Origin of the sequence: Sphingopyxis sp. (assembly GCF_035565275.1) — a bacterium.
Lineage (GTDB): Bacteria > Pseudomonadota > Alphaproteobacteria > Sphingomonadales > Sphingomonadaceae > Sphingopyxis.
This window is the reverse complement of sequence record NZ_DATMST010000230.1, coordinates 17,106-34,369: the sequence shown is the minus strand read 5'-3', so window position 1 is coordinate 34,369 and position 17,264 is coordinate 17,106. Positions and strand designations below refer to the sequence as shown.

15 protein-coding genes are annotated in these 17,264 nt (G+C 64.6%); 12 read left to right on the top strand and 3 right to left on the bottom strand.

Annotation, left to right across the window (positions count from 1 at the left end; all coding sequences use genetic code 11):
- The 7 genes from VN047_RS15885 to VN047_RS15855 all read left to right on the top strand — a co-directional run.
- The coding region (locus tag VN047_RS15885; RefSeq protein ID WP_325544337.1) for an SDR family NAD(P)-dependent oxidoreductase at nt 1-706 on the top strand (706 nt) is incomplete at its 5' end.
- Nucleotides 700-1,053, top strand: coding sequence for a hypothetical protein (locus VN047_RS15880; RefSeq protein ID WP_325544335.1), 354 nt, complete (start codon nt 700-702; stop codon nt 1,051-1,053). The genes VN047_RS15885 and VN047_RS15880, both read left to right, overlap by 7 nt.
- The gene (locus VN047_RS15875; protein ID WP_325544333.1) at nt 1,050-1,811 is read left to right on the top strand and encodes an SDR family NAD(P)-dependent oxidoreductase; all 762 of its coding nucleotides are present in this window, start codon (nt 1,050-1,052) and stop codon (nt 1,809-1,811) included. Before VN047_RS15880 ends, VN047_RS15875 begins: the two co-directional genes overlap by 4 nt.
- 56 nt (nt 1,812-1,867) lie before the next feature.
- Nucleotides 1,868-2,719: a fumarylacetoacetate hydrolase family protein gene (locus tag VN047_RS15870; RefSeq protein WP_325544331.1), complete on the top strand. Its 852-nt coding sequence runs from the start codon at nt 1,868-1,870 to the stop codon at nt 2,717-2,719.
- Nucleotides 2,716-3,750, top strand: a complete 1,035-nt coding sequence (locus tag VN047_RS15865) for a zinc-dependent alcohol dehydrogenase (RefSeq protein WP_325544330.1) — start codon at nt 2,716-2,718, stop codon at nt 3,748-3,750. Before VN047_RS15870 ends, VN047_RS15865 begins: the two co-directional genes overlap by 4 nt.
- An 11-nt stretch (nt 3,751-3,761) precedes the next feature.
- Complete coding sequence (locus VN047_RS15860; protein ID WP_325544328.1) at nt 3,762-4,244, top strand: VOC family protein; 483 nt, start codon at nt 3,762-3,764, stop codon at nt 4,242-4,244.
- Nucleotides 4,245-4,254: 10 nt separating this feature from the next.
- Nucleotides 4,255-5,643 carry an MFS transporter gene (locus tag VN047_RS15855; protein WP_325544326.1) on the top strand — a complete coding sequence of 463 codons (1,389 nt, stop codon included), beginning with the start codon at nt 4,255-4,257 and terminating at the stop codon, nt 5,641-5,643.
- Nucleotides 5,644-5,673: 30 nt separating this feature from the next.
- On the opposite strand, the gene VN047_RS15850 is transcribed toward VN047_RS15855, so the two are convergent.
- The 3 genes from VN047_RS15850 to VN047_RS15835 all read right to left on the bottom strand — a co-directional run bounded on the left by VN047_RS15850 (nt 5,674) and on the right by VN047_RS15835 (nt 9,596).
- Entirely contained in the window at nt 5,674-5,952 is a 279-nt protein-coding gene (locus VN047_RS15850) for an amidase family protein (RefSeq protein WP_325544324.1), read from the bottom strand.
- A 462-nt stretch (nt 5,953-6,414) separates the two neighbouring features.
- Complete coding sequence (locus VN047_RS15840; protein ID WP_325544320.1) at nt 6,415-7,542, bottom strand: PepSY-associated TM helix domain-containing protein; 1,128 nt, start codon at nt 7,540-7,542, stop codon at nt 6,415-6,417.
- Nucleotides 7,542-9,596: a TonB-dependent receptor domain-containing protein gene (locus tag VN047_RS15835; RefSeq protein ID WP_325544318.1), complete on the bottom strand. Its 2,055-nt coding sequence runs from the start codon at nt 9,594-9,596 to the stop codon at nt 7,542-7,544. The genes VN047_RS15840 and VN047_RS15835 overlap by 1 nt, the downstream gene beginning before the upstream one ends.
- 251 nt (nt 9,597-9,847) lie before the next feature.
- Between VN047_RS15835 and VN047_RS15830 the strand changes: the two genes are divergently transcribed.
- The 5 genes from VN047_RS15830 to VN047_RS15810 all read left to right on the top strand — a co-directional run bounded on the left by VN047_RS15830 (nt 9,848) and on the right by VN047_RS15810 (nt 17,248).
- A complete protein-coding gene (locus tag VN047_RS15830; protein WP_325544317.1) occupies nt 9,848-11,332 on the top strand; it encodes a carboxylesterase/lipase family protein in 1,485 nt (494 codons plus the stop codon).
- 5 nt (nt 11,333-11,337) lie between these two features.
- Nucleotides 11,338-12,111, top strand: a complete 774-nt coding sequence (locus tag VN047_RS15825; protein ID WP_325544316.1) for a glucose 1-dehydrogenase — start codon at nt 11,338-11,340, stop codon at nt 12,109-12,111.
- Nucleotides 12,112-12,402: 291 nt separating this feature from the next.
- The gene (locus VN047_RS15820; protein ID WP_325544315.1) at nt 12,403-14,544 is read left to right on the top strand and encodes a TonB-dependent receptor; all 2,142 of its coding nucleotides are present in this window, start codon (nt 12,403-12,405) and stop codon (nt 14,542-14,544) included.
- Between the two features lie 2 nt (nt 14,545-14,546).
- Nucleotides 14,547-15,950 carry an FAD-binding oxidoreductase gene (locus tag VN047_RS15815; RefSeq protein ID WP_325544313.1) on the top strand — a complete coding sequence of 468 codons (1,404 nt, stop codon included), beginning with the start codon at nt 14,547-14,549 and terminating at the stop codon, nt 15,948-15,950.
- On the top strand, nt 15,950-17,248 hold the full coding sequence (locus VN047_RS15810) for an MFS transporter (RefSeq protein WP_325544311.1): 1,299 nt from the start codon (nt 15,950-15,952) through the stop codon (nt 17,246-17,248). The genes VN047_RS15815 and VN047_RS15810 overlap by 1 nt, the downstream gene beginning before the upstream one ends.
- Nucleotides 17,249-17,264: the final 16 nt, after the last annotated feature.

The window sequence follows — 17,264 nt, the reverse complement described above, 5'->3', positions numbered from 1 at the left end:
GATCGGCGAGGCGGTGGCCGCGGCGCTGGCGTCGGCGGGCGCGCATGTCCACTGTGCCGATATTCGCGAGGCGGCAGCGCGTGCGGTCGCGGCCAAGGTCCACGGAACCCCGGTGGTGCTCGACGTCGCCGACAGAGCCGCGTTTTTTGATGCGATCGATGCTGCGGCGTCGGCGACGGGCCTCCATGTCGTCTGCAATCTCGCCGGTATCGCCGGACGGTCGCAGCGCGTCGTCGATTTGGACGAGGAAGCGTTCGACGCGATGTTCGCGGCGCATTTCGGCGGTGTGCTCCACGGATGCCAAGCCGCGTTGCCGCATTTGCGGCGTGCGGGCGGCGGCGCGATCGTCAACATGAGTTCGGAAGCGATCGATATCGCGCCTGCTACGATCGCGAGCTATGCGGTCGCGAAGGTTTCGATTTCTTCGCTGACGAAGATACTCGCGGCCGAAGTGGCGGCCGACAATATCCGGGTCAACGCCATCGCGCCGAGTTTCATCCCGAGCGAACTCAGCCTCGTGCGCTACGCTGGCGATCCCGAGGGGCGTGAGCGCTATCTCGACTGGTGGCGCGCGAAGTCCCCGCTCGGCGAACTTTGTTCGGTCGACGATGTCGCGGCGCAGATCCTCTATCTCGTGAGCGATGCAGCGGGTTATGTCACCGGACAGACGCTGCGCACCAACGGCGGGATTTCGATGCCATGGTGATCGCGCGGGTCCTGACACTGGCGAAGCGATCGCCTGGCGTGCCCGTCGCGCCGATTATCGTATGTGGCGGCATCTCCCGATATGGCAGCGACAAGCGGCGGGCCCCATCCAGCTATCTGAACCTCGTTGTCCGCCGTGCTTCGATGCACGGCTTTCCCGCCCACGACTTTGCGGCCCGCTTTCCCGACGCGGTTCGGCGCTTTGGGCGCTGGCATGAGGAAGGCCGCCTCGTCGGAGCCGTCGATATCGAGCAGGGGCTCGAGAATCTCGCCGGCACGCTCGCCGGTCTGTTCAGCGGCGGCAATCGCGGCATGCGGCTGCTCGCCCCCAATCCGGAGCTATTATGATCGATCGTCTTTCTCTTGCCGGGCGCCGCGCCATCGTCACCGGGGCTGGCGCTGGCCTTGGCAGCGCGACCGCAGCGCTTTTCGCCGCCGCTGGTGCCGAGGTCCTGTGTGTCGACCGGGACCGCGACGCCGCCGCCGGGACGGCAGCGGCGGTCGGGGGCTCTTTCGCCGCGCTCGATGTCGCCGATCGGGACGAGGTGCGAAAGGCGCTCGGGGCCTTTGTCGCGGGGGGAGTGGACATCCTCGCAAATATCGCCGGCGTCGCCAGCTCGGGTGAGCGCATCGAGGACATGGGCATCGCGACGTTCGAACAGATATTCGCCGTCAACTTCAAGGGCACGCTCAACTGCATCCAGGTCGTGCTACCCGCCATGATCTCGGCGCGTCGGGGCGCGATCGTCAACATGGTCTCCTCGGCGATCGACCTCGCGATCCCGACCAACGCCAGCTATTCGATCTCGAAAGCGGCGGTTGCGATGCTGACGAAAATACTTGCGAACGAGGTCGGCCCCGACGGGATCCGGGTGAACGCCGTCGCCCCGGGCTTCGTGCCGACGACGCTTTCGATGGAAGCAGCTGGCGGCGGTGCGGAGGATCGCGCCGCTTATCTCGAACGCTGGGCCAAGAGCACACCGCTCGGTCGGGTGGGGTCGCCTGACGATATCGCACACCTGTGTCTCTATCTAGCTTCCGATGCATCGAGCTTCGTTACGGGACAGATTTTGCGCGCGAACGGCGGAGCTACAATGCCTTGGTGAATTGACGGCATTGGATATATACGATACAAAATGTCTCATAAATAGGAGAGGGCGATATGCGATTCGCATCTATCGCCGGCCGCGCATGGCTGGTGACCCCGGACGGTAAGGGCGCAGATATCGAGCAAGCTTCAGATGGTCGGTTTTCCGCCGATCCGCAGTCTGTTTTCGACGGCTGGCACGCGCTGGGCGAGTGGGCCGCTGGTCTTTCGGATGAAGCGTTCGAGCCCGTTGACCCCACCGCCTTCGAACTTCCGGTGCCGCGCCCGCGGCAGGTGTTCGCGATCGGCGCCAATTATCGCGCGCACGCCGTCGAAGCCGGAGTGGCGCCGCCCGAACAGCCCGTCATTTTCACCAAATTTCCCAGTTGCCTCACCGGTCCGGGCGACGCCGTGGCGATCCGGCACGAGCGCGTTGACTGGGAGGTCGAACTCGTTGTCGTCATGGGCCGGGAGGCAAGGGGGGTCAGCGCGGCTGACGCTTGGCATTATGTCGCGGGCTTTGCTGCGGGGCAGGATATTTCGGAGCGTGCGATCCAGCGGCTCGGGCCGATGCCGCAGTTTTCGATGGCGAAATCGCTTCCGGGCTTCGGGCCGGTCGGACCGGTCGTCGTGACGCCCGACGAATTCGTCAACCCCGACGACCTCGAGCTTGGCTGCGCCGTCAACGGCGTGACGATGCAGAGCTCGCGGACGAGTGACTTCATTTTCTCCGTCGGCGAACTCGTCGAATATATCTCGGGCCTTGTCCCGATGTACCCGGGCGACCTCATCTTCACCGGGACGCCCGAGGGCGTCGGTGCGACGCGCAAGCCGCCGATCTTTCTGAAGCCGGGCGATGTCCTGACCACCTGGGTCGAGGGCATCGGCACGCTGACCAACCCCATCATCAAGGAACAAGCCCAATGAAGGTAGCCCGCATTTCTCCCGAACGCGCGATCGAGGTCGCCGAGATCGACGAGCCGCGCGTTACGCCGGACACCGTCAAGGTCCGCGTCGAGCGCTGCGGCATCTGCGGTACCGATCTCGTTGCGCGTACGAGCCCCAACCCGCGCTGGGCTGTCGGTAGCGTGCTGGGGCATGAAATTGTCGGGACGGTTGCCGAAGTCGGCGAGGGCGTTTCGGGTTGGGCTGCAGGCGATCGCGTCGCCCTCTATCATGGCAGCCCGTGCGGCCAGTGCGAAATGTGCACCAGCGGCCGCGACTATCTCTGTCTCGACCACCTCGACTCCGCGCTCGGTCACGGTGTTGCGCAGGGCGGATATGCCGAGCATATCGTCGTCAGCCCGGCCTTGCTTCATCGCATTCCCGACGGGCTGAGCTTCGATCAGGCGGGGATCACGGAACCGCTCGCGATCGCATTCCACGGCGTCAACAAGTCGACCGCGAAACCGGGTGACGCCGTCTGTATCCTTGGTGCGGGGCCGATCGGGGCGATGACTGCGGCAGCACTGAAGGCGCGCGGCATCGACGATCTCGTCTTCGTCGATCCCAATCCTGCGCGCCGTGCGCTGATGGAGAAGTCGGGTTACCGGGCAGTCGAACTTGCGGCCGTGCAGGAAGGCGGCGCGGTCGCGCTTGGCATCCGGCGCCCGACCGCTGTCTTCGAATGCACCGGACATGTCGAGGCGGCGGGTCTGGCAGTAGAACTCATCGCCTATAACGGGCGCATCATCCTTCAGGGCGTGCCGAAGGCCCCCGTCCTGCTCTCGCAATATTCGGTGGTGCAGAAGGAAGTCGAGATCGTCGGCTCGGCAAGCTGCACGCAGGAAGAGATGGAGGAGGCGATCGGCCATCTTGCCGCGGGCCGCGTCCGCGCCGAAGACATCGTGACTGCGATCGTCCCGCTTGAGCAAGCCGACGCGATGTTCGATGCCTTGCTCGATCCGGCAGGCAACCAGCTCAAGGTGCTTATTGCGCCGAACATGCAGCAGGATTGAGGAGAAAGGCGATGGGTATAGCGGAACTGGGCCATACCGGCCTCCACGTCGAGGACCTCGACACGATGCGTGATTTCTACTCGCGGGTGCTCGGATTGACGGTGACAGACGAGGCGCCCGAACTTGGCGCGACCTTCCTGTCGTCGCGGCCCGATGTCGAGCATCATGAGATTGTGCTCGCAAAAGGCCGTGATGCGCCGCGCGGCGTGAAGCTCATCAACCAGATATCCTGGCGCGTCGCCGATCTGCCGTCGCTCCAGTCGCTGTACCGTGCGATCCTGGGCTATGGCTCGCCAATCCGTATGGTCATCACACATGGCAATGCGATCGGCGTCTATTTCTCCGATCCGGAAGGCAATCCGAACGAAATCTACTGGCAGACCGGCATCGACGTACCGCAGCCGTTCGGCAAGCCGATCGATCTCGGCATGAGCGCCGAGGAGGTCATCGCCGAGAATGCGCGATTGGTCGCCGAAGGCGGCCCGGCCCACTGAGGCATTGACGATGGTCGGGATCACGATGGCGGCGAACGACAAAACGCCTGCAGGCCCGTTGCCGGGCAGCGCGCGGGCCTGGGCGCTCTATGAAGGCTCGCGGACGCCTTATGTCATCCTGATCAAGGTCTATATCTTCATTCCCTATCTCGTGACGGTTCTGGTCGGCGATCCGGTGGCCGGACAGGCGCTCGTCGCCAAGCTGGTCATGGCTTATGGTTTGTTCGCGGCGCTGACTGCACCGCTCCTCGGGGCGGCGATGGATCGTGCCGGGAGGCGCAAACCGCTCCTCGCGGGGATAACGGGTGCGCTTGTTGCCTGCTGCGCCAGCCTGTGGTGGGCGACGCCAGGCGGCCTCGGCCTCGGGCTTACCTGCGCGATCATTTTCGTCGCCGGGATCCTCTTTGCCTACAGCGAGGTGCTTCACAATTCGCTGCTGCCATTTGCGGCGTCCCCGAACCATACTTCGGCGACGTCCGGCCTTGGTCTGGCGCTTGGTAGTGCCATCTCGGTCGTGCTCCTCGCTTTCGTGCTCTGGGGTTTTGCATTGCCTGCCAAAATGTCGGCTGGCTGGCTTCCGGACGCTCCCCTTTTTGGCTTGTCCGCTACCTCTCACGAAACCGACCGTATTGCGGGGCCGATTGTGGCGCTGGTCTTTGGCCTAGGCGCATTGCCGCTTTTCCTGTGGGGCCGCGATGCGCCGCGGGGCGTCGGCGGCAGGATCGGCGACAGCCTGGGGCAGCTCAAGGAGACGCTCAAGAGCCTGCCGGCGAACCGCCCGATGGCAATTTTTCTGATCTCCCGGATGATGTACACCGACGGTCTGACCGCGATCCTTCTCTTCACGGGTATTTATGCTGCCGGCGTGATGCAATGGGGAGCGCTCGAACTGACGGCGCTTGCCATCATCGTAAGCTGCTTTCTGGCGATGGGCGGCCTTGTTGGCGGTCTGCTCGACCAGCTCGTCGGTCCACGTCGCGCCATCCGGATCGAACTTGCAATCGTGATCGTCAGCCAACTGGCCTTGATCGGGATTGCGCCTGATCGCCTGTTCTACCTGGCTTACGACGGATCGCCCCTCTGGCGTGGACCGATGTTCGGCCAGCTTCCGGAGATCGCCTTTGTCGTGACGGCATGCGTGAGCGCCGTCGGCATCTGCGGATGCTATGCTTCAAGCCGGTCGATGCTGATTTCGCTCGCGACGCCGGAGACCGTCGGAAGCTGGTTCGGTCTCTACGCCTTGTCCGGTTCGGTGACCATCTGGCTCGGGTCTGCCCTGGTCGGACTCGCTACAGCGTTTTGGGGGACCCAGCAGGCCGGGTTTGTCGCGTTGATTATGCTGCTCGCGGCCGGATGGTTCGGGATTGGCTTTGTCGAGAAAAAGCCGGATCCAGTATGAAATGCCCCTTCGCGGCGCCGCCCAAGGCGGCTAGCCGTTGTTGACCCATATCGGCGGCTTGTGCCGCCACCACCCGACTGCCGCTTCGACCTGACAGGCGAGCGACGGCAGCAGGGCCTCGTCACCTAACCTCGTCGCGAACTGCATGCCGGTCGGCAAACCATTGTCGCTGAAATCCATCGGCAGGCCGATCGACGGCGTGCCGGCAAAATTGTCGATCCAGCAATATCCGGCATAATCGACGAGATGATCGCGTTGATCCATCCAGTCCCCGTCGGGGCTGAACACGCCGATACGTACGCTGCCCAAGCTGCAAGATAGCGCGCCTCGTCGATCCGCTTGCCGGCGTCTACCAATGTCGCTTCGGGTGACGCGCACCAGAATTCATCGGGCCTAGCAGTTGCCTTTGACGCCATCAGCACAGTCTGCAGCAGATTCAACGTCCTTTCCTGCACCTTCAACTGTGTTGCAAGCAGACAAGACCAACATCGAGCCAATTGCGAAAATTGTCAGAATCTTTTTCATTCTCTCTCTCCGACGGCAAAGGGGACCACCCGTGAGCTTCAATATTTTGACAACCGCCGTTCGCAAAGATCGTTCCGTTGCATTGGCATCGCGCTAGCCGAAGCGTTCAAAAAGATCGCCAGGCCGGGGAGATAAAAGGGGGCATACGCGTTCCCCGACCGGAACGGCCACTCGGGCCCATATGAGCGCTCGGCAGTAAGCGCATCTCGTTGACCAGCGGGTCAACCGTCGCTTGTGACCAAGGGGTCAGGTCAGCTGTCGTCGGCGTCGCCACCAGAGCTTCAGGCCGGTTAGACACAGCCACAGCGTGACGATGCCGCCGACGAGAATGAGGAGGCGGCCGGTCAGGCCGAAGGCCTTTCCCGAATGGAGCGGATATTGCCAGGCGAAGAACTGGTCGCCCGCGGTCACGCCATTGTCGTGGCGCGTGCCGACGATGCGCCCGTCGTCCATCGCTACATAGGTCCACAGACGCCCCTGATCGTCGCGGTCGCGCGCGTCGAAGGTGCGGATCGCGTAGACGCCGTGGTCGGGGAAGATGCGCACGCTGTGGACGGGCTCGCCGCTTTGGCCGACGACGTGCCGGATCGCGGCGTCAACGTCGATCGCCGGCGCGGTCTCGGGAATATCGGCCATGCTTTCATGGAGGCGCCCGGTGATCGGCGAGATAAGGGCAACGGCTTGGCGGCTGTCGTCGGGCCACGCGAGCGTGACGCCGGTAACGGCGAGGACGAAGGTCACCGGCAGGAACCAGAGCCCCCATGCGCGATGCGAATCGAACAGACGCTTCAGGCTGCCGCGCCGCCCGCCGGTGCGAAAGGCGCGCCGCCAGTGCATGCCCTTCGGGAAAGACAGCGCGACCGCGACCCCATGGTCGATGACCCACAGCAGCGAAACGAGCCCGAAGAACCACATCATCCACGGCCCCGCGAGCAGGTCGATATGAAGGCCATAGACGATATCCATCGCGTGTCGCCGGTCTAATTTGATCGCGCCGCTTTCACGCCAGCCGAGGATCGAACCGTCGCGCGGGTCGGCAAAGACCTGTACCGGCCGCGGCGCGCCGTCGACTGGCGCGTGGCCCATCATCCACAGGCTGTCGCCGGCATGACCGGGCAGTTCGATCATGTTCGGCGCGAAGCCGGGCAGCGCCCTCGCGGCCGCTTTTACGGCCAAGTTGATCGGCGCGGCCTTGTCCGATGCCGGGACCGTCCGCCAGTCGGCGTTGAGCGCGCTGTCGAGCTCCTCGTAGAAAGTGACCGCGATTCCCGTCGCGGCGAGCAGCGCCAGCCACAGCACGGCGATCAGGCCGAACCAGCGGTGCCACAGCTTGAGGGCGTGGCGCGGCCGCCGACGGACAGCCGCGACTGCCATCAGAAGCGGACGGACGCGGTCAGGCGGACGTTGCGGCCGGGTTCGGGCAGGCCCGACACGATCGCATAGTCGGGCAGGCCCAGCTGGCCGTAATCGGCGACGCTGGCGTGTGCGATATAGCGTTTGTCGAACAGATTGTAGACCGCCGCCTGCAGCTCGAGCCGGTCGGTGCCGAACGGGCGCCAGCTACCGAACAGGTCGACCGTCGTATAGCCGGGCTTGTCGATGAACTGGGTCTCCGAAATATCGTCGGGATAAAGCTGCACTTCGCGGAACAGCACCTCGATATTGTTCAGATCCTCGACGCGCGTCAGGCTGGCGCGGAAGTTGAAACGGTCGCTCGGCTGGAAACCGGCGGTCACCGCCCAATTGTCGCCCATCGAATTGCCGAGCGCAATATGCTCATAGCCTTCGATCCGGTTGCCGTTGAGACGCGAATCATAATGATTGTAATAGCCGTCGATGCTGAACGGCCCGGTGCGATAGCCGGCGCGAAGTTCGACACCCTTTGATTTGAACTTGCCGACATTCTCGTAATAGACCGAGTCCTGAAGCGGCTGTGCGAGACGATCGCGTCCGAGCTGGTCGAGGATGACGTTCTTGATCGTCATTTCGTAATAAACCGCCGACGCGGTAAAGCCGCCAGCGTCATATTTGACGCCGCCTTCGATATTATCGACGCGTTCGGGGCGCAGCGTGGGCGAAAGCGAGAGCCATGCGGGATTTTTTTCGAGCGTGAAGGCGTCCCCGATTTCCTTGCCGCGGAACGCCTCGGCGAAACCGGCATTGAGGCTGAGGCCGGGGACGATTTCGAACTCGGCACCGATGTTGAAGCTGAGACCGTCGCTCTCGGTGCCGGTGCGATAGGTTTTCTGGTCGAGATCGTAGGCGTCGTAGCGGGCGCCAAAGCTGATGAGCAGCGGGTCGGCGAGGCGCCAATGGTCCTGAACATAGACGCCCATCAGCGAACCCTTTTCCGTGAAGCGGCCGATGTCGGGATCCCACGCCCAGTCCTGCCACATAGCGGGATCACCCAGATATTCGCTCGTCACGCGGTCGCGGCGATGTTCGGCGCCGACGGTGATGTCGTGGTTTGCGATGGCGAGCCTGGCGCGCGCGTCGAAGCCATATGTCTCGATCTCGGCTCCGTAGAGGCCCCAGCGGTCGTCGCGATTCTGCGTGAAATTGGTCCGCGTCCAGTAACCCGTCGCTTCGATGCCGACGCCGCTGTCGCGTTCATATCCGTAGTTGAGCACTGCGGTCTGGCGCTTGCCCTTGACGTCGAACAACTGGTCGACCACCGCGGGCCAGTTCGGGCGCTGGCCGAAGCGGCCGCTCTCGCGGCGCTGTTCATAGCTTGCGGTGACCCGGTGCCCGCCACACAGCTCGCCGCCCACTTTGACGAAGCCGAGGTTCTGCTCTGCGCCCGTCGCGAGCTGGCGCACGCCGTCGCCATCCTTGTATGGATCGCGGTTCACGTGGACGTAGGAGGCGAGGATGCCGATATCGCCCGCGATGCGGCCATAGACGGTGCCGCTGAGCTTGTAGCCGTCGTTGCTGAACCAGCCTGCCTTGGCGATGCCGCCGATATCGCGGCCGTCCTGCAGCATGTCGACGGCGTTGCGGGTGCGGAAGCGGATCGCGCCGCCGACCGCGCCGAAGCCTGCGGTGGCTTCGCCCGGGCCCGCCTGCACGTCGACGGTTTCGAGGATTTCGGGTTCGATCGTCACGCGGCCGATATGGTGGAACAAGGTGCCGCGCTGCGGGGCGCCGTCGATCGTGACGTTGAGCAGCGAATCCTCAAGTCCGCGGACATAGATTTTCTGCGCGAGTCCGACACCGCCGCCGACCGAAACCGACGGCACGCCGCGGAACAGGTCGGCAAGGTCGTTGGCCTGGAGGACCTCGATTTCCTCGCGATCAATTTCGACGTCGGTCAGCGCGCCGACGACGACGATATCACCGGCGGCTTCGCTCTCCTGCGCATGTGCCGCGTGGCTTGCCAGCGCGAGCATAGCCGTCCCGGCTGTCAGGATCGTAATACGAATTGTCATGGAGGCCCCCGGAAATGAATATCCGGGCCGCTCTAATCGCTACTGCGAACTATTGTCAACAAAACCACCGGCACGGTTCGGTGGCGGCTGGCGCAAGCGGGATGGATCGAACGCCTGCTCTGGCGCCGCGCTATCCAGGGGCTGATCGTGTCCAAACGGCCGGCAGCTGGCGTATCCGGGCATATTTCTTCATCCGCTGGGCATATCGACGATTGTAGGCTGGGGACTGACCCAGATGATATGCTGGCGCCATGGTAGATGAACAAGATAGCCGGATACTCCAAATCGAAGGCGGGGCGATCCGCGGTCGCATAGACGGCTCTGTCGTGCGCTTTCTTGGTATCCCGTACGCCGCTCCTCCCCAGCGTTTCGAGTTGCCGAAGCCTCCAGCCGGCTGGAACGGTGCGCACGATATGGACGATCCGGGTCGGGCTGCGCCGCACCGGATCAGACCTTTTCCTGCGATCGACCTGTCACCGCTCGTCGGGCACGGAAGCGACGGCAGCGATGGCGACTATCTCCGCCTCAACATCTGGGCACCAAGGGAGGCCAGCGCCGCGCCGGTGATGGTTTTCATCCATGGCGGGGGGTTCGTCGGTGGCTGCAAGGATGCGTCGGTTCACGACGGGACTGCCTTCGCGGTATCGGGTATCGTCTGCGTCGCGATAAACTACCGCCTGGGCATCGACGGCTTCCTTCCGGTGCCCGGTGTGCCCACAAACTTGGGATTGCGCGACATGTTGTTCGCGCTGGCATGGGTCCAGCGCAATATCGCGGCCTTTGGCGGGGACGCGGCAAACATCACCGTCTTTGGCGAAAGTGCGGGCGCGATGGCGATCGCCGACCTCGTCACCTCGCCGCTTGCAAAGGGCCTGTTCCAGCGCGCGATCATCCAGAGCGGCCATGGCGCGATGGTGCGCGAAATCGACGTGGCGCAGCGGCTCGTGAAGAAGCTCGCGAAAATCCTGCGCGTGAGCCCCGACGCCGACGGTTTCCGCACCGTCTCGCACGCGGCCGCGATGGACGCGATCGACAAGGTCGCCAAGCCTTGGGCGATCGACCTGCGCGACGGAGAAGGGCGCGAGCCGGTCTACGGGATCAGCCGGTTCATTCCGGTCTGGGGCGACGATGTGCTGCCCGAAAAGCCGATCGACGCGCTGCGCAAAGGGGCCGGCCGCGATGTGGAAATTGCCATCGGCACCAATGCCCAGGAAATGAACCTCTATTTCGTGCCGACCGGCGTGCGCCGGAAGATCGGCGGGCTGCTCGCGCGCTGGTTGCTCGGGCGGTCGCATCCAGAGGCGACGGCGGTACTGAAGGCCTATGGCTACAAGCGAAAGGGCGTGCAACCGGGCGAGGCGATGACCGACGCTATGAACGACCTCGTCTTTCGCTGGCCGGCGCGGCAATATGCCGCAGCGCACCAGGGCAGGACATGGATGTACGAGTTTGACTGGTGTTCGCCCGCATGCGGCGGCGAGCTTGGCGCGTGTCACGGGATCGAGCTGCCGTTCGTGTTCAGGACGCTGCCCTGCGTCACCGGACCGCGCGGCCTTGCAGGAATGGATCCGCCGCAGGCGCTCGCGGACCGGGTGCACGACCTGTGGGCCGGCTTTGCGCGGGACGGGGCGATGCCGTGGCCCGAGTTCGGGGCGTACCGCACGGTGTATCAGATGTCGCGCGGCGAGGCGCTCCACGAACCCGTGATGCCCGCCGCGGCCTTCGTGCCGGAGTAGCCACCATGTATCTCGACAAGCTGCGCCTTGACGGGCGCACCGCTTTCGTCACGGGCGGCGCGCAGGGGATCGGGCTTGCGACCGCCGAGGCGCTCGCGGAAGCCGGCGCGCGCGTGACGATTGCCGACCGCGATATCGCAGCGCTCGACCGGGCGGTCGCCGATCTGGGTTCGAAGGGCCATGCCGTCTTCGCCGAAACGCTCGACGTCACCGACAGCGCCGCGGTCGGTTTCGCTGCCGATGCGATGCTCGCGCGGGAGGGACGTGTCGACATCCTCGTCAACAATGCCGGCATCGCGCGTAGCGAAACCGCGGCCGAGGAGGTCGCCGACAAACATTGGCTCAACGTCCTCGACGTGAACCTCAACGGCAGCTTCTGGTGCGCGCGGGCCTTTGGTCGGCACATGCTCGCGGCGGGGCAGGGGAGCATAGTCAATGTCGGATCGATGTCGGGTTTCATCGTCAACCGGCCGCAGCCCCAAAGCTATTACAACGCGTCGAAGGCGGCGGTGCATCAACTGACCAGGAGCCTTGCCGCCGAATGGGCGGGCCGCGGCGTGCGTGTCAATGCGGTCGCGCCGACCTATATCGCTACGCCGCTCAACGCCTTTGCCGACAGGCAAGGCGAGATGTATCGGCGCTGGATCGACGGCACGCCGCAGGCGCGGCTCGGCGAGCCCGAGGAGGTGGCGTCGGTGATCCTGTTCCTCGCGTCGGACATGGCGAGTTTGATGACGGGGAGCATCGTGCTGGCGGATGGCGGCTATAGCTGCTGGTGACTCCTCGCCTCCCCCTCATAGAGGCAGCGAGCCTTGGTGATGCAATCGGTTAGTCGCAGCGTGGGTGCGGCTTCGACCTGAAGCTTTGACTCAAGGACGCACTGTCACCCGCCTAATCGCTCCGCGATAAGGCTGCGTATCCTTCCCCTGTTGAGGGAGAAAGATCTGTACGGCCCGTTCCTGCAAACCTCGCCTGCCGATCGGCACAATGTGCCTACCTTTCATATAGGTCTGAAAGCTGTCATATAGGTTTGGACGGGCGGCCGAGACCGCCGTTTTTGGGGATGCCTGATGACAAAGTTCCGATTTGCCGCTGTTTCGACCTTCGTACTCGCTGCCGCATTGGGGGGCGCGCCCGCTTTTGCGCAGGACAGCGCCGCCCCTCCGGTCGCCGCCGAAGCCGGAGACGACGGCGTCATCGTCGTCACAGCGCGCAAGCGCGACGAAACGCTGGCCGACGTGCCGATCGCAGTTACCGCGATCGACGGAGACACGCTGACAGCGCGCGGGCTCAATTCGGTGCGCGAGGCGGCGGTTCTGTCGCCCGGCCTCAACATCAACAGCGACGGCACGGGTCGCGCCTTTGTTTCGATCCGCGGGGTCGGCGTGACGCTGGTGCAGAGCGTGCAGCCGGGCGTCGGGCTGTTCATCGACGGCATCTACCAGCCGAACACGGCCTATCTGAACAACCCGCTGGTCGATGTGGAGCGCATCGAAGTGCTGCGCGGACCGCAGGGCACGCTCTATGGCAAGAACACGATGGGCGGCGCGATCAACGTCATCACGCGCCAGCCGGGCAATGATTTCGAAGTTCGGGCCAATGCGAGCTATGCCGGGCCGGACGATGCCTGGATGGTCTCGGGCTCGGTTTCGGGCCCGATCGTCACCGACAAGGTCGCGCTCCGCGTGGCAGCGGCGCACCGCCAGCAGGACGGTTTCCTGCGCAACAGCGTGATCGGCGGCAACGCCAATCCGTTCAACACCGACTCGATCAACGCGACGCTGCGCGTGACGCCGTCGGAAGATTTCACGCTGACGATCAAGGGTTATTATGACTGGGTCGACGGGGTGAACACACCCTATGCGCGCGTTACCGGGCCAACAGATTATTCGCGCGTCGTGCAGTTCAACACGTTGAACGCGGTGTCCTATAAATATCGCGGCATCAACCTGCGTGCCGAGGGCGACCTCGGCGGCGGATCGAAGCTCAGCGTCATCGGCGCCTACGACATGCGCAATGGCTTCACCCCCGACGGCGAAGGCGATTTCGGTCCGGCCGACATCGTCCGGACGGTTGCGCGCGACAGTCTGCGCACGATGACGCTCGAATCGCGGCTCGACAGCGAATGGTCGGACCAGTTTTCGACCCTGCTCGGCGTCTTCTACAGCAACGAGATGGTGCAGGCGCAGAGTCGCGACACGATCTCGCTGGTGATCCCCGACGTCGGACCGGTCTCGGTCGTCCGCGATACGCGCGCGAAAAATGTGGCCGACACCTATGCCGCCTTCGGCACGCTGTTCTGGAAACCCAACCTCGACTGGGAGGTGGCGCTCGGGCTGCGTTACGACCATGAAGATCGTGTCGCCAACGGATCGGTTTCGGGCGCGCTCGTGCCCACCGCACGGATCAAGTCCGACGAATGGCAGCCCAAGCTGTCGATCACGCGCAAATGGACCCCCGGCCTGATGACCTATGTCTCGGTCGCGCGCGGTTATCGCGGCGGCGGCTTCAACGCACCGACCGCGCCGACGCGCACCTATCGCGGCGACTCCGCCTGGACCTATGAAGCCGGCGCCAAATATTCGTCACCCGTTCTTAATCTGTCGGGCAGCGTCTTCTACAGCGATTACAAGGATTATATCGGCCTGAATTCGATTGCTCCGGCCGCGGGCGGCGGGCTCGTCACTGTCGATCTCAACTCGGGTGACGTCGAAAGCTATGGCGTCGAACTCGAAGCGATGGTTCGCCCCGTGCGGGCGTGGACGCTGCGCGGCGCCTTTACTTGGATGCATGCGCGCATCACCGACGACAGTGCCTATTTCGAGACTACCGGGCGCCAGCTGTCGTCCGACCGGCTGACCTTCCAGCCCGACTGGACCGCGAGCTTTGCGAGCGATTATCGGATCGAGACCGGCGGTGACAGTGACGTGACGCTGAGCGCGGGACTGGTCGGGAAGGGCAAGCGGCTCGCTGCAACGCTCAACGAAACGACCCCGACCGTCCTCGACAGCTATTGGCTGACCAACGCGTCGATCGCCTATCGCACCGGACCGGTCGAGGTCGCCTTGTTCGCGAACAACATCTTCAACACCGAATATTTCGAAAGCTATATCGAACAGACGACGCTGGCGCTCGCAGGCCTGCCCGCGTCCGACCTCGGCATCACCGGCGACCGCCGCCGTTACGGCGTGCGCGCAAGCCTGAAGTTCTGACCATGGCGGGAACGGCGCATTCGGGGGAACGCAAGCCGCTTCCTGCCAGCTTGGTGGGGGCGCTGGAGGACCGGTTCGCCGACCGGTTCCAGCGGAGCGAAGCGGCGCTCGGGCAGCATGGATCGAGCGAGTCCCATTTCGCCCCCGTGCTGCCCGACGCCGTCGTCTTCGCGCGTTCGACCGAGGATGTCGTGGCGCTGGTACAGCTCTGTTCGGCCGCCGACATTCCGATCGTGCCGTTCGGCGCGGGAACGTCGATCGAAGGCAATGCGCTGGCGATCAACGGCGGCATCTCGCTCGACATGAGCCAGATGGACAGGGTCGTCGCGGTGAATGCCGAGGATTTTGACTGCGTCGTCCAACCGGGGGTCCGCCGCGAGGAACTGAACATGCACCTGCGCGATCAGGGGCTGTTCTTTCCGATCGACCCGGGCGCCAATGCGACGATCGGCGGGATGGCCTCGACCCGCGCGTCGGGAACGAATGCGGTGCGTTACGGCACGATGAAGGATGCGGTACTCAGCCTCGAGGTGGTGACGCCGCAGGGCGAGGTCATCCGCACCGCGCGTCGTGCGCGCAAGTCCGCGGCGGGATATGATCTGACGCGGCTTTATGTCGGCTCCGAAGGCACGCTCGGCATCATCACCGAAGTGACGCTGCGCCTGCATCCGGTGCCCGATACCATTTCGGCCGCGGTGTGCAGTTTCGATACGCTGGGCGGTGCGGTCGATACCGTCGTGCAGTCGATCCAGTGCGCGGTGCCGCTCGCGCGCGTCGAGATCCTCGACGCCAAACAGATGACTGCCGTCAACCGCTGGTCGAAGCTCGACTATCCCGAGACGCCGACGCTCTTCTTCGAATTTCACGGCAGCGCGGGGCATGTCGCCGAACAGGTCGAGACGGTGAGGGCGCTTGCCGAAGCCAATGGCGGCAGCGCGTTCAGCTGGTCGAACCTGCCCGAGGAACGCAGCAAATTGTGGCGTGCGCGGCACGAGGCCTATTATGCGGCGGTCAATATGCGGGCGGGCGCGATCGGCTGGGCCACCGACGTGTGCGTGCCGATGAGCCGGCTTGCCGAATGCATCGCCGAAACACACGTCGATCTCGATGCGGCGAGCGTCCCCGCGACGATCCTCGGCCATGTCGGCGATGGCAATTTCCATGTGATCTTCTCGATCGATCCGGACGCGCCCGAAGAAATGGCGGAGGTCGAGGCGATCAACGCGCGGCTGGTCGGGCGCGCGCTCGCGATGGACGGGACGTGCACGGGTGAACATGGCATCGGTATCGGCAAGCAGGCGTGGCTCGTCGCCGAACTCGGGGCGGCGGTCGAGCAGATGCGGATGATCAAGCGTGCGCTCGACCCGCAGAATCTGCTCAATCCCGGCAAGATCTTCACCCTCTGATGGCGACGCAGACCGAACCGCTGGGCGCGCCGCTTACCGCGACCGCGACCCTCGTCCCGCTGCTGTTGCTCGCGCTGGTGACGACGATCGGTTTCACCGCGCTCGGAAGTTTCGGCACAATCCAGGAAAGCGCCAAGGCCGAACTGGCGCTCAGCGACGATGCGCTCGCGCTGATCCAAGGGCTTGGCGCCGCAGTACCGATGGTGCTCTTTTCAATCCCGATCGGCATCCTCGTCGACCGGCGCAACCGGGTGCGACTGACGATCGGGCTGGCGCTGCTCTGGACGCTCGGAACCTTGCTTACCGCCTTCGCGCCGAGCGCGGGCTGGCTGACCGCCGCGCGCATGCTCGTCGGGATCGGCTCGACCGGATCGCTCACTGCCGCGCTCTCGCTCTGCGCCGATTTTTGCGCGCCCGAACAGCGCGGGCGTGCGATGCTGATCGTCAATCTGGGCAAGGCGCTTGGCGTCGCGCTTGGCTTTGCGCTCACCGGCTGGCTGTTCGGGCTGCTCACCGATTTTGCCGCGCCCGGCTGGCTCGCGGGGCTCGCGCCGTGGCGGAGCACGCATGTGCTGCTCGCCGCGATCAGTGCGGTATGCCTGCTGCCTTTGCTTTTCCTGCGCGAGCCCGCGCGGTGCGAGGTCGAGGCGAGTCCCGATGCCCCCTTCCGCATCGTCGCCGCCGAACTCTGGGCGCGGCGCGCCTTCCTCGGCCCGCTGTTCGCGGGGCAGGTCGCGGTGGTGATGGCCGATGTCGCCGCAACAGTATGGGTCGCTCCGGTGCTCTCGCGCGATTTCGGATTGCAGCCGCAGCAGTTCGCGGGCTGGGTCGGCGCGTTGATGTTCGGCACCGGGGTCGCCGGCGCGGTGCTCGGCGGAATTTCGGCCGATATCGGTCAGAAGAGCCGGCGCCGCGGCGGTTTGCTGCTGGGGGCCGTGATCGCGGCCGGGATCGGTGTGCCAGCAGCGCTGTTCCCGCTGATGCCCAGCGTGACAGGGCTCGCCGTCGCGCTCGGCGTGATGTCGATGTGCGGCGCGGTGACCGGACTCGTTGTGTCGGTCGCGCTCACCGTTCTGCTTCCCAACGAACTTCGGGGGCTTTGTATCGGCGCCTTCATCGCGATCGCGGGACTGATCGGGTTTGGGCTCGCGCCTTGGGTAGTGACGCGCATCAGTGCGCTGATGGGCGGCGAGGCGATGCTTGCAGAGGCGCTGGCGCTGGTCGGGGTCATCGTCAGCGCAGTGTCCTTCTTCGCTTTCCTGCTCGCGATGCGACGCGCGCCGGAACCTGTAAGATAGCTATTGTAAAAGCTAT

Excerpts from the sequence above, each read along its gene's own strand:
- VN047_RS15880 (WP_325544335.1), top strand. The coding sequence starts at position 700 with ATGGTGATCGCGCGGGTCCTGACACTGGCGAAGCGATCGCCTGGCGTG.
- VN047_RS15875 (WP_325544333.1), top strand. The coding sequence starts at position 1,050 with ATGATCGATCGTCTTTCTCTTGCCGGGCGCCGCGCCATCGTCACCGGG.
- VN047_RS15870 (WP_325544331.1), top strand. The coding sequence starts at position 1,868 with ATGCGATTCGCATCTATCGCCGGCCGCGCATGGCTGGTGACCCCGGAC.
- VN047_RS15865 (WP_325544330.1), top strand. The coding sequence starts at position 2,716 with ATGAAGGTAGCCCGCATTTCTCCCGAACGCGCGATCGAGGTCGCCGAG.
- VN047_RS15860 (WP_325544328.1), top strand. The coding sequence starts at position 3,762 with ATGGGTATAGCGGAACTGGGCCATACCGGCCTCCACGTCGAGGACCTC.
- VN047_RS15855 (WP_325544326.1), top strand. The coding sequence starts at position 4,255 with ATGGTCGGGATCACGATGGCGGCGAACGACAAAACGCCTGCAGGCCCG.
- VN047_RS15840 (WP_325544320.1), bottom strand. The coding sequence starts at position 7,542 with ATGGCAGTCGCGGCTGTCCGTCGGCGGCCGCGCCACGCCCTCAAGCTG.
- VN047_RS15835 (WP_325544318.1), bottom strand. The coding sequence starts at position 9,596 with ATGACAATTCGTATTACGATCCTGACAGCCGGGACGGCTATGCTCGCG.
- VN047_RS15830 (WP_325544317.1), top strand. The coding sequence starts at position 9,848 with ATGGTAGATGAACAAGATAGCCGGATACTCCAAATCGAAGGCGGGGCG.
- VN047_RS15825 (WP_325544316.1), top strand. The coding sequence starts at position 11,338 with ATGTATCTCGACAAGCTGCGCCTTGACGGGCGCACCGCTTTCGTCACG.
- VN047_RS15820 (WP_325544315.1), top strand. The coding sequence starts at position 12,403 with ATGACAAAGTTCCGATTTGCCGCTGTTTCGACCTTCGTACTCGCTGCC.
- VN047_RS15815 (WP_325544313.1), top strand. The coding sequence starts at position 14,547 with ATGGCGGGAACGGCGCATTCGGGGGAACGCAAGCCGCTTCCTGCCAGC.
- VN047_RS15810 (WP_325544311.1), top strand. The coding sequence starts at position 15,950 with ATGGCGACGCAGACCGAACCGCTGGGCGCGCCGCTTACCGCGACCGCG.